This window comes from Marinobacter sp., assembly GCF_034669625.1.
Taxonomy (GTDB): domain Bacteria; phylum Pseudomonadota; class Gammaproteobacteria; order Pseudomonadales; family Oleiphilaceae; genus Marinobacter.
In genome coordinates, this window is sequence record NZ_JAXMOY010000004.1 from 91112 (window position 1) to 103135 (window position 12024).

Genomic DNA, 12024 nt, shown 5'->3' on the forward strand with positions numbered 1-12024 from the left:
CTTTCTGACTTCTCAAAAAAGGCACCTTAGGGTGCCTTTTTTGTTTTAGAAATAATGCGTTTTTCCGCTTTGTCGATGAACAGACTATCGGCCAGTAAATGCATGGCCCGATTGGTGGTTCTCACCACCTGATAAACCTGCTTACTTTTCTCGTGGTGGGTCTGCTTAACCTTACGAGCGGTGCTCTTGAACTCTTCATCTTTGGCGAATCGGTCAATCAAACCAAACGTGGTATTGGCGATGACCTTGTGCACTTTTTCAACGGCTGTTGCACCGCCGGACACGGTATCTTCCATAAGCTTGGCGCGATTGCGCACCTCAAACAGCTCCATTCTTCGTTGTTGAACCCGGGAACGGGCATGAAGACGACTGGTGTTAAGGACTCGAAGCTTTCTGCGAGAGCTTGTCGACTGTCGAAAGCCTGCGGCTAGCAAACACGCGCTCAAGGTTAAACAAACACCGGCAATGATTAGAGTGTTCATGATGATTTACCTCAGCGATATTCAATTTGTATGTCGACATCAATCTCACGCGATTCCAATTCGGTCGCTAATTCCTTGAGCACTTCCTGATACACCATTTTCTTCGCCATCGTAGGAAGGCGATCACCCATGATGCGGCCAGCTCTGGACTCCCGCTTGGCCAGACCGATGGGGTCAACCACTTTCAGTATGATTGCCAGTTCGGGGTCGGGTTGTTGTTCCGGTATGTCTTCGCGCTCAAGCATTTGATCAATCATCTTTCGCTGTTCCAGCAACTGCCATAATAGAACGCCGCTGAGGCACGCAAGAACAAGACTTGTTATAACCAGGAATGCAGTCACCTATGTCCTCCGAGGTATTTGTTAGGATGTCTCCAGTTTGAACCTGCTTGCGCTCTAAGCGATTGGCCGGAAGGACGGAGTTTTTCCGAAAAGATGAAAGTAACACGCACGATTAAACCTGTTACCATCGTTTTGATCATAAAATCGAATAAAGACAAGGACTCTCAATGACAACCACACAGACAAATTACGATCTGATTGTATTCGGGGCCACCAGCTTTGTAGGCCAAATACTCACCAGCTACCTCGCCAAGAATTACGGTGTAGGCGGAGACGTGAAGTGGGCCATTGCAGGCCGCTCCGAAAGCAAACTGAACGACCTTAAGTCCACGTTGGGTACTGAATCCGCTGACTTGCCTGTGCTGATTGCTGATGCCAGCGATGAAACCGCTTTGGTTGCCATGTGCGAGCAAACCAAGGTAGTGATCTCCACTGTCGGTCCTTATGCACTATACGGTGAGCCATTGATCAAAGCGTGCGTGGCGACCGGCACTGACTACTGTGACCTGACCGGTGAGGTTCAGTGGATTAGCCGGATGGTTAAGCGCTATGAAGATCAGGCCAAGCAGAGCGGCGCGCGCATTGTTCATTGTTGTGGTTTTGACTCAATTCCATCTGATATGGGCGTCTGGTTCCTGCAGCAAGAAGCTGAGAAAGCCTTCGGCCAGCCGTGTCAGGACGTTCGCATGCGGGTTAAAGCGGCCAAGGGTGGCATGTCCGGCGGTACCGTCGCTTCTATGATCAACATCGCCAAGGAAGCCGGCGCTGATCCGCAATTGCGTAAAGAGCTGGCGAACCCGTTTTCCATCTGCCCACCGGAGCACCGCTCGAACGTAAGGCAGCCTAGCCTGAAGTCCGCAGAATTCGATAAGGATTTCGGTGTTTGGCTTGCGCCGTTTGTGATGGGAGCCATCAACACTCGTGTGGTTCATCGCTCGAACGCGATGCAGGGCGCTCGCTACGGCAAAGAGTTCACCTACGATGAAGCTATGATGACAGGGAAGGGCACCAAAGGCCGACTGACCGCATACGGTATCGTGGCAGCGCTGGGTACATTCTTCACTGCGTCAGCCATCAAGCCAACCCGTTGGGTGGTTGAAAAGCTGGTTCCTCAGCCTGGTGAAGGCCCGACACCAGAAGCGCAGGAAGCCGGTTTCTACGACCTTCGCTTCATTGGCCGCACCCAGGATGGCAAAACCATGATCACCAAGGTGACTGGCGACCGTGACCCTGGATACGGTTCAACCGCGAAAATGCTGGGTGAAGCCGGCGTGTGTCTGGCTCAGGATATTAAGGACGATTTGCCGGGTGGTTTCTGGACTCCGTCTTCTGCCATGAACGGCAACCTGCATGAACGTCTGACCAGCAAGGCTGGCCTGACCTTCGAGGTGCTGGAAACCCGTTAAGGGCCTAGCTCAGGTGTAGTATGTGGTCGGCAGGCAGGAGTGCTTCCGACCTATGCCCCAGACTGATGACCGCCCGGCCTTCGAGCCAGCGGTCAATCAGCGGAGCAATACGAGTACGCGTGTCGGCATCTACCCCGGTGAAAGGTTCGTCCAGAATCACCAGAGGCGCACTCGATAGCAGCACTCGAGCCAGAACCAAACGGCGGGCTTCGCCCCCGGATAACCGATTGCCACTGCTCCCTAACCAGGTATTCAACCCTTCAGCTTCCCGCGTGAATCGCTCCGCCAATTCCACCAGTTCCAATACCCGCCACAATTCTGCATCCGTCGCCTTGGGGTCGCCCAAAAGGAGATTGGCTTTGACGGTATCCTCGAACACCACAGTACTTTGAGTCAGGTAAGCGCAAGCGGGACGTTCAAGATTCCCTGAAAGCACAGGAATGACGCCAGCCAAAGTATCTGCCAACGACGATTTACCACTCCCTGACACACCAACAATACCAAGCCGTTCTCCGGCACTGACCGTCAGCGAGAAATGCGTCATGACCGGGGCAGAGCCTGCATGCCCAATGGCAAGGTCGGAAGCGGTCAACGCGTCGTCGGCGGCCGTGGTGGCTGGGTTCACCGTTGAAGGCTTAACATCCTCATTCAACCGCTTTGCCGCAGCGACAGTCGCACCCAGCTTGCCGAAGGCATCGGGTAGCATCGCATAGACTTCGTTAAGCCCCAGCAACACGATGGGAAGCATCACCAAGACCGGCCCGGAGACAGATCCGTTCTGAAACAGTTGAAACCCGGTCCAGAGCACGAATACCGCAGAGAGGTTGATCAATAATTGCGTAAAGGCCAAATGCCAACCGGTCTGTGTTTCGATTACGGCTTGATCTTTGGAAAGTGCGAGCGATTGCCGTTTCAGCACTGCGGCATGTTTCCCAATCCTTCCGGCCGCGGTCAGCTCGGCAAACCCTTCCAGGTGTTCAATGACGTCGCTGCGCAAATGCTCTTGGCGTTCGTTCAGTTGCCCCGAAAGAGCCTGTGTTCTGCGATACAGTGCCCAGGTAGCGATCACAAACGCAGTCGCCAGAAACCCTAGCAAGGTTAAGGCAATCTGAAGGTTGAGCAGCAGCCAAACCAGCGCACCCACCAGCAATGCCACCACCGCAGCCAAAGCCGTCGGGGCTACAAGCCGAAGGTAGAGCGTATCCAGTGCGTCTACATCTGCTGTCAGCCGGGACAGCCAGTGAGCGCCTTTCTGACGACCCCGGTCGCGATGCCCAGACTCTGCCATTCGATTGAATAACGCCACGCGGATATCGGTTAACAAACGCAGAACCGTGTTGTGGTTATACAGCCGCTCGAAATACCGAGCCACGGTACGAGACACCGCAAAAAAACGGATACCGCCACCGGGTACGTACAGGTTGATGTAGGCCTGAATACCCGCCGCAAAAAATAGACCTACCAGCGCGGTTTCGGTCAAAAACCAACCGGAAAGGGCGAGGAGGGCAATGCCCGAAATCAAGGTTGCCAACAACAGCAGCGCACCAACCACAAGGCGCCCGCGCCTTTGCAATATCAAACGAAGCCAGGGCCGGAGGTTATGCATCTTTCACCTTACCGTCGTTGACGATCAACAACCGATCGGCCAGCGTGAGCAGGGCTTGATGGTGGGTCGACAGAATCAGCGTTTTGCCCGCTTGGGAGAGTTTGTGCAGGGCCTCCAGAACATGGATTTCACTGGTGGCGTCCAAACCGGCAGTAGGTTCGTCCAGAAGCACCAGATCATAATCAGCCAGAAAAATTCGGGCCAAACTCAAACGCCGTGCCTGACCGCCCGACAATCCCTGACCGTCTTCTCCAATCGTGCTGTATATGCCTTGTTCCCGGCGCTCCACCAAGTCGGCTAATCCCACCTGATGCAGAGCGTTTTCAATCGCAATGTCTGAGGTCTCAGGGCTGGTCATGCGAAGGTTGTCGGCCCAGGTGCCTTGAATCCAGAAACCTTTCTGGCCCAGCCACCCGACAGGCTCCTCACCAGCGGCCTTGCCAAAGATCGAGATTGAACCCGAATCCGGCTGAAGGAAACCCGCTAGCATGTGTAGCAACGACGACTTGCCGCCACCGGAGGGGCCCGTCAGTACAATGGTTTCGCCTTGCTTCACGGTTAGCGACACGTTCTTTATGACTTTTGGGCTGTTACCGTAGTTAAGGGATACGCCGTCGATCGCTATGACAGAAGCATTCTCGGTAGTAACCGAGCTTTCTGCTTGTAATGGTTGGGAAACCGGTTGATCAAGCCGGGCCATAATCTCTGCGCTGGCCCCGAGTGCAGCCGCCCGGTCGTGGTAATGCTGGGACAGAATACGTAGAGGTTGAAAGAATTCCGGTGCCAACAACAAGATAAACAGGCCCGAAAACAGCGTGAGCTCCGAGCTTGGGCCAAAAGAGATGTAACCAAGCAGCCCGAACCCGATGTAAATAGCGATCACCGCAATCGCCACGGAGGCGAAGAACTCCAACACCGCAGACGACAGGAAGGCAATCTTCAGGGTCTTCAGGGTGACCAGGCGGAACTGATCGGAACGCCGGTGCAGCGTTGCACTGGCTTGCGCGGTTTGCCCGAATAGTTGAAGCGTGGTCAGCCCGCGAACCTTATCGAGAAATTGGCCTGAAAGCCGGCTGACGGTTTCAAAATGTTGCTGATTCACCTTCTCAGCCCCCATGCCGACTAGCGCCATAAACAAGGGAATCAACGGTGCGGATAAAACCAGGAAAATTCCGGCCAACCAATCTAGCCAGAACACCACAACCAGAATCAGGACCGGCACAATGACCGCTAACATCATTTGCGGTAGAAACCGAGCAAAGTACCCATTCAAGGCTTCAACATGATCCAGCCATTCCCGGGTGAGGGAAGCGGCGGAAGCATCTGACAGGGCTACGGGGCCGAGGGATTGCCATTGACGATGCAGCAGTCGGCGCACTTCTCGGCGCACCTCCTCACTGCAACGGGCGGCAAATCTGGTTTGTAAGCCTTGGCCAAGGGCACGCAGTATGATTACGGCCACCAATCCGAGAAATGCCAGGGTCAGGCTGGCGACCGGTTGTTGCTCGATCACCCCTTGGTATACCAGCCAGGCCAACAGCGCCATCTGTGCGATGGTTGCCAGCCCGACCCATACACCGGCCAAAACCGTGGCGCGTATCCACCGCTGACTGCTCTTGGTTAACCCAGACAGCCAACGCCGGACACGAGCCGGGTCCGACGGTTCCACTTAGTGGTACCCCTCTCCGGCACGCACCTTGCCGCGGAATACCCAATAGGTCCATGCGGTGTATACCAGAATGATCGGGATGACGAACAGCAAGCCGAGCAGCAAGAAAAGTTGCGACTCATAAGCCGACGCGGCATCCCAGAGGGTGTAGTTCGGCGGTACCACATACGGCCAGCGGCTGACGATCAAACCCAAATAGGTGGTGATGAACAGCCCCATGGTGGCAACAAACGGCATGCCTTCAAAACGATTGCGAACCGAACGCCAGATCTGGAATGCGCACAGCAACGTGAGTGCAGGCAGTATCCAGATAATGCCCAGATTCGAGAACCAGCGATCCCAAACCATGTGGTCAACGAAGGGCGTCCACACGCTGATAATGCCGAATACGACTAGAACACTGAACAGCAATGGCGTGGTTATGCGGTAAGCCCAGTCTTGCAGTCGGCCTTCGGTTTTCAGGATCAACCAGGTGGAACCCAGCAAGGCGTAGCCCGCCAAGGTGCCCAGACCGGTTAACACGGTAAAGGGTGTTAGCCAGTCCAGTGCACCGCCGACATAGATGCCATCCACGGTGTTGAAACCCTGAATATAGGCACCAACTACGGCGCCCTGCGCGAAAGTGGCGATAGTAGAGCCACCCGCGAACGCCCAGTTCCAAAGGTAGCGCGAGCTACGGGCCTTGAATCGGAATTCAAAGGCAACACCCCGGAAAATCAAACCGGCCAGCATCAAAAACACACCGATGTACATGGCCGGAAGAATGATGCTGTACACCATGGGAAATGCAGCCAGCAAACCGGCACCACCCAGCACCAGCCAGGTTTCGTTGCCATCCCAAACCGGCGCCACCGTGTTCATCATGGTGTCCCGATCTTCTTCCGAAGGCGCAAAGGGAAACAGGATGCCGATCCCCAAATCGAAGCCGTCCATCAGAACGTACATGATGACGCCAAAACCGATGATAAATGCCCAAATGAGGGCCAAGTCGAACACTTCCATTATTGCTGCCCCCCTTCATTGGCTGTTTTGGCCGGGTTTGCCGAGTTTTCATCCGCATCGTATTCGAACTGAACGTGTGCCGCAGACAGTGGACGGGCAGGGCGGTCAGCTTCGTAATCGCCATCTTCGTCATCGCCTTCCAGCCCCACGTACAGTACCCGCATCAGGTAGTACAAGCCGGCAGAGAAGATGGAGGCATACACCACGATATAGCCGATCAACGTGAATAAGGCCATGCCGCCGGTCAGTGACGGTGTGACCGCTTCTGCCTGAGTCATAAAACCATAAACCAACCAAGGTCCACGGCCCACTTCGGTAACAAACCAACCCGTTAACACGGCAATAAACGGCGCAATACTCATGGCACGAAGCCCCTGCAAGTACCAGCGAGCCGTATATAAGCGGCCACCCTTACGCAGAGCCAGCCCGGTGAGCGCGAACAAAATCATAAGCAAGCCAAGGCCGACCATGATCCGGAAAGACCAGAACACAATTGCAACCGGCGGCTGCTTATCAACCGAAACCTCATTCAAGCCCAGAATCTCACCATCCAAATCGTGGGTTAGGATGAGACTGGCAAGGCTGGGAATGCCGATTTCGAAATGGTTGGTCTGGTTCTCTTGATCTGGAATGGCAAACAGCAGAAGCGGCACGTTGGTAGACGTTTCCCAGTGGCCTTCCATTGCGGCCACCTTCATGGGCTGGTGCTCCAGCGTGTTCAGACCGTGGAAGTCGCCCACAACCGCTTGAGTCGGCGCAATAATCAAAAGCAGCCACAAGCACATCGACAGCGCTTTCTTGTTTGCTTCAACTTCGCGGCCTTTAAGCAAGTACCACGCACTCACACCGGCAACCACAAAACTCCCGGTTAGGAAGGACGCCAGCACCATGTGCATCAAACGGTATTTAAAGGAGGGGTTAAAGATCGCCTCACTCCAGGACAAGATATGAAACGCGCCGTCTCTGAATTCTGTACCGGCGGGCGTTTGCATCCAACTGTTAGCGGAGAGAATCCAGAACGTGGAAATCAGAGTACCGGTGGCCACCATGATGGCGGAGAACAAGTGTGCCCCAGCAGGCACTTTGTCTCGCCCAAAGAGCAGAACCCCCAGGAATGCCGCTTCCAGGAAGAAAGCCGTCAGCACCTCATAGCTAAGAATAGGCCCTAAAAAGTTGGCTGACGCCTGCGCGAAGTTACTCCAGTTGGTACCGAACTGGAACGACATTACGATGCCAGACACCACGCCCATACCGAACACGACCGCGAACACTTTGGTCCAGAACGTGGATAGAGTGGTCCAGACCGGGTTCTTGGTTTTATAGCCAAGCCCTTCCAGTAGCGCGATGTAAGATGCAAGACCGATGGTGAACACCGGAAAAATGGCGTGAAATGACACGACAAACGCGAACTGAATTCGCGATAGGATGAGGGGATCTAGTTCCAAAGGAACCTCCAGTAATGACATGCTTACAAAAGGGCACAGCCCGCACAGCAACTGCCTGGTGCATCTTGTAAAATTGTTATTACCAGCGGTTTGGCCAATGCTACCGCGATCGTACCAGAGAAGCACGGGGCATTTTGTCGCACTCTTGACTTAGAACAACAACTAAACCAGCCAACACGGTGAACCGATGAGCTTTTACGAAAACCGAATTCTGCCTCACATCATCGACAAGGCTTGCTCTATGGGGCAGGTCATGAAACTTCGCAGCCAGGTGGTGCCCCGCGCTAAAGGCCGTGTTCTGGAAGTTGGCATGGGCTCCGGAATCAACCTTGAATTCTACGACCCCGACCGAATCGACATGGTGTACGGCCTGGAGCCCTCAGAGGGTATGCGCCGCAAAGCCCAAGCAAACCTGAACCGCTCGTCTATCCAAGTAGAATGGCTAGACCTTCCGGGCGAGAAAATCCCGCTGGAAGATGACTCCGTAGACACCATCCTGCTGACATTCACCCTGTGTACCATCCCGGACTGGCATGCCGCTCTTGAACAAATGAAACGTGTACTCAAGCCGGGCGGGGAACTGCTGTTTCTGGAGCACGGTGAATCGCCAGATGAAGGTACCTGCAAATGGCAGCACCGGATCACTCCGGGCTGGAAAAAACTCGCCGGAGGCTGCCATCTGAACCGCAACATCGCCGAGTTACTCAAGCAGGGCGGATTCGAGATCCAGGAGCTTGAGAATCTATACATACCCAAAGCGCCAAAAATTGCGGGCTACATCTACAAGGGCATTGCGGTAAACCCGGAAACCTAGCCAAATTGTTCGCGAAATGAACAGAGTGATAACGAAGTTCAAGAACGGAATTGCGTTAGGCAACGGAGCCTTATACAATCTCCGCCTTCAGATTTACCCCTCCGATGCCCGGATGGTGAAATTGGTAGACACAAGAGACTTAAAATCTCTCGACCGTTAGGTCGTGCCGGTTCGATTCCGGCTCCGGGCACCATTTAAAGCAATACGTTAGACAACCACTCCTTCGGTTTTACCATCTTCACTCTCTATATGTAGACCTAACTTAGCAAACTAGGATTGCGGCTTCTCGCCTTCCATTTGTCTCCGTGCTTGGTTCTGCGCAGTCAGCAAGTCATTCCATAATGATTTAGTTCTTCGATTCCCTTGTGGCATTTAGCATCAGCCAATGACGTGAAAAGCTTGCTAACTGATAGCTTGTGCAAGTTTCTGACGCTATCAGGTCTTATGGTAATATTTGCCAGTGGTTTTCTTTATGGCAAGTTGAGCGAGAGCCGAACGACAAGATTTATGAGACTGAATATTCTCAGGCAAAAAGCGAGGCGCGACTTAACTTTCTGGAAGCTCAGGAATGCCCTAATCAAGAGCAAGTGTTACCCTATTTTGCACCAAAGAAGCCCGGCGTCTCTTGACTGAGTTTCAGGCTCTCCGCCATATTTTCTTCTGGTCTATTATAGTGAGGCTAGGGATGACTGTAGGAGGGTTCTATCTTTGGTATCAAAAAGTACAAGCCCACCAGGATTTATTTCTTAAGCTCCAAGTTGAGGAAATACGTCAAAGTGCTAACCAATCGGTCAAGCGAACGCCATAACCTTGGCGGGTTCTGGTCCGCTGCGCTTCAGCGCCAGTTGCCATCAGCGTTATAGTTAAGTTAAGTGTTTCAATCTTAAAAGAGAGTTAATAAGCAATATGCGAGAAAGCAGCAATAATTTATCAGATCGGTCTTTGGTGCCTAAAGAATCTAGTTGTGGTGACACAAGTTGTTGTCCACCACCACAAACGCCAGTAACCAGGGTTGAACCAAAAATTGGGCGTAATGATCCTTGTATTTGCGGTAATGGTCGTAAATATAAGAAATGTTGCGGTAAAAATGCATAAACCATTGAAGAAAATAAAGAGCGTCATAGACGACCTAAACTAGGCATTGTAGTTCGCTCCGGCTCTCGTGGGGCCTCCACCGGTCGCGCCTTTCGGGCCGCCGCTTATTTCAGCGTTAAACAGCACAAAAAGAGATTCAGGCTGCTGGAGCCATTCTTACTCCAGCAGCCTAGGATGGCCTTTCGGCCAGAGAGCAAACGTTAGCTTTGTGGTTTGATCAGGAACTTCTCTCCGGTAGCCTGTTTGCCATAAACCGCGATCGCGTTCAGTTGTAAAGCACCGGCCAGGGATACTTCGTGAGTGTAGTGGCTGGCGAACGTGGTTTTTATCTCGGCGGCTATGCGTTTCCGCATGGCGATGGTGGTTTCCTTGCTCAGTTTTCCTAATGCATTAAACAATAAAAAGCCGTTCACTCCCCAGGCAAAACCAAAGCTGCGGCTTAGCGTGATGGGGCCGCGATCAAGCCCGCCATAAATATAAACCTGTTTAAAGATGTCAGATCCGTACACGCTGTATTCAGTGATGTTGCGAGCGACGGCGGCTTCCATGCAGGTGAGAATATCACTAGCCAATCTACCGCCACCAATAGGGTCGAACGCGATCGTCGCACCGGTTTCGATCAGTGCTTGGGTCAGGTCTGCCATAAAGCTGTCGCTACTGGAGTTAACCACGTATTTGGCACCCAATTCGCGCAGCAACGTTTCCTGTTCTGGCTTGCGGACGATATTCACCAGGTCGATGCCGTCGGCGATGCAGATGCGGTTGAGCATTTGGCCGAGGTTAGAGGCGGCGGCAGCGTGAACGATAGCCTTGTGACCTTCAGCGCGCATGGTTTCTACCATGGTCAATGCTGTCAGCGGGTTAACAAAGCTTGAAGCGCCTTCTGCTGCAGTAGTACCCGGCTCTAGTTCCAGACAGCTTTGTACCTTGGCACAGAGGTATTTGCGGTAGCTACCACCGCCAATTATCGCGACGGTTTTGCCCATCAAGCTTTGTGCAGCGGCTGATGCGCCCGCAGCGACGACTGTACCGGCCCCTTCGTTGCCTACGGGTATAGGCTTGCCAACCCGCTTTTTAACGGCACCCATGAACTTGGCCGGGACATCGGCACTGATGACCGGGCGATCGGCGCTACCGGATTGGGTGGCCGTCGTCATATCGGCCGCGCTGAACATCACCCCCAGATCAGACGGGTTAATAGGGGCGGCTTCGATACGGATAACCACTTCGTTTTCGCCGGGCTGGGGAATCTCGATCTCGCGCAGGGCAAGTTCCAGTTTATTGTCTTCGCTAATGGTGGAAATAAGTTCGATGTTGGCATCCGACATGTTTTACTCCTGAAAAAGTTTGGTGGCCTGGTACCTCGCTAACCGATGTTGCCTCGTAAAATGAGGGGCAAGCCCTCAGCAACTGCGTGACCCGCGTCGCTGGACTGTCTTATCGTAGCGAAAACCTGGGGTCAGGTTAGCATTTCACCCGGCATAATGTTCATCTGTCCCAAAAGACACCGACAATGAGCAGATGGGTGGGGTACCTAACACTGGCGCTATGAGTAACAAGGCACCACTACATACCACGATACCTTGAAACGGACTATTTTCTAGAACCTACGGGTATCATGATGTGTGCGTATGGAGTCCCTTTCCACATTACGTAAGGGCCACCAAGGTTAGGGTCCGTTGGTAATGACTCTAAGAGAGCTGCATCTGGAGTAATCATCATTAGATGTGGCCCTTCGACGATCCATTCATTATCAGCGGTTGGCCCCTCAGCGTACGGGTCTGTATTACTAGCCCCTTCATCACCTGCGAGCATGTAAGAGATTCCGATGGCTTTCGCCTGAAAAGGTTCTTTGTTCATCCAGGCTTGGGCCCAGTCTATCCATGGCCCATCCATACACATTGGTGCTTTTCCCGTGAGTTGGGGTGGGGTCGGGAAGCAGGTGTAGTTGCTTGTTCCTTCTTGAAGGACATTTTGGTCCCAGTCTAAAACGGTCACGGTGTCCCGTAATGTCGGAGGTGCGGCACTGAGCGCATCTTCTAATAGAGATTGCGGTTTTTCGGCAGCATACCCGCTAAAACTATAAGTTATAGCGAGTGCAAATACGGTCACGAGGGGAGTGTTCAGTTTCATGGGAATTATCCTCGAGGTATTTAACAAACGT

The 12024-nt window shown here is 53.2% G+C and carries 11 protein-coding genes and 1 tRNA gene; 4 read left to right on the forward strand and 8 right to left on the reverse strand.

All coding sequences use genetic code 11. From position 1 onward, the window contains the following. Nucleotides 1-26: 26 nt before the first annotated feature. Together VOI14_RS05040 and VOI14_RS05045 are read right to left on the reverse strand one after the other, a co-directional pair. Entirely contained in the window at nt 27-482 is a 456-nt protein-coding gene (locus tag VOI14_RS05040; protein ID WP_323750942.1) for a hypothetical protein, read from the reverse strand. An 11-nt stretch (nt 483-493) separates the two neighbouring features. Beyond that, complete coding sequence (locus tag VOI14_RS05045) at nt 494-739, reverse strand: hypothetical protein (RefSeq protein WP_323750943.1); 246 nt, start codon at nt 737-739, stop codon at nt 494-496. 251 nt (nt 740-990) lie between these two features. Here VOI14_RS05045 and VOI14_RS05050 point away from each other — a divergent pair, with 251 nt between their 5' ends. After that, nucleotides 991-2229, forward strand: coding sequence for a saccharopine dehydrogenase family protein (locus tag VOI14_RS05050; RefSeq protein ID WP_323750944.1), 1239 nt, complete (start codon nt 991-993; stop codon nt 2227-2229). A 4-nt stretch (nt 2230-2233) separates the two neighbouring features. Here the strand turns inward: VOI14_RS05050 and cydC are convergent, their stop codons facing one another. The 4 genes from cydC to VOI14_RS05070 are packed head-to-tail and all read right to left on the reverse strand — an operon-like array spanning nt 2234 to nt 7951. Beyond that, nucleotides 2234-3835, reverse strand: coding sequence for a thiol reductant ABC exporter subunit CydC (gene cydC, locus VOI14_RS05055; protein ID WP_323750945.1), 1602 nt, complete (start codon nt 3833-3835; stop codon nt 2234-2236). After that, nucleotides 3828-5504: a thiol reductant ABC exporter subunit CydD gene (gene cydD / locus VOI14_RS05060; protein ID WP_323750946.1), complete on the reverse strand. Its 1677-nt coding sequence runs from the start codon at nt 5502-5504 to the stop codon at nt 3828-3830. Before cydD ends, cydC begins: the two co-directional genes overlap by 8 nt. Next, nucleotides 5505-6506, reverse strand: coding sequence for a cytochrome d ubiquinol oxidase subunit II (gene cydB / locus VOI14_RS05065; RefSeq protein ID WP_323750947.1), 1002 nt, complete (start codon nt 6504-6506; stop codon nt 5505-5507). Further along, nucleotides 6506-7951 carry a cytochrome ubiquinol oxidase subunit I gene (locus VOI14_RS05070; protein ID WP_323750948.1) on the reverse strand — a complete coding sequence of 482 codons (1446 nt, stop codon included), beginning with the start codon at nt 7949-7951 and terminating at the stop codon, nt 6506-6508. Before VOI14_RS05070 ends, cydB begins: the two co-directional genes overlap by 1 nt. A 187-nt stretch (nt 7952-8138) precedes the next feature. Between VOI14_RS05070 and VOI14_RS05075 the strand changes: the two genes are divergently transcribed. The 3 genes from VOI14_RS05075 (at nt 8139) to VOI14_RS15620 (ending at nt 9860) form a co-directional block, all read left to right on the forward strand. Next, nucleotides 8139-8765 carry a class I SAM-dependent methyltransferase gene (locus tag VOI14_RS05075; RefSeq protein ID WP_323750949.1) on the forward strand — a complete coding sequence of 209 codons (627 nt, stop codon included), beginning with the start codon at nt 8139-8141 and terminating at the stop codon, nt 8763-8765. A gap of 106 nt (nt 8766-8871) precedes the next feature. After that, a tRNA-Leu gene (locus VOI14_RS05080) sits at nt 8872-8958 on the forward strand. Between the two features lie 713 nt (nt 8959-9671). After that, nucleotides 9672-9860, forward strand: coding sequence for an SEC-C metal-binding domain-containing protein (locus tag VOI14_RS15620; protein WP_416361388.1), 189 nt, complete (start codon nt 9672-9674; stop codon nt 9858-9860). Between the two features lie 200 nt (nt 9861-10060). Here VOI14_RS15620 and VOI14_RS05090 read toward each other — a convergent pair whose 3' ends face one another. Together VOI14_RS05090 and VOI14_RS05095 are read right to left on the reverse strand one after the other, a co-directional pair. After that, a complete protein-coding gene (locus VOI14_RS05090; protein WP_323750950.1) occupies nt 10061-11188 on the reverse strand; it encodes a zinc-binding dehydrogenase in 1128 nt (375 codons plus the stop codon). Nucleotides 11189-11453: 265 nt separating this feature from the next. Beyond that, entirely contained in the window at nt 11454-11993 is a 540-nt protein-coding gene (locus VOI14_RS05095) for a hypothetical protein (protein WP_323750951.1), read from the reverse strand. Between the last annotated feature and the right edge of the window lie 31 nt (nt 11994-12024).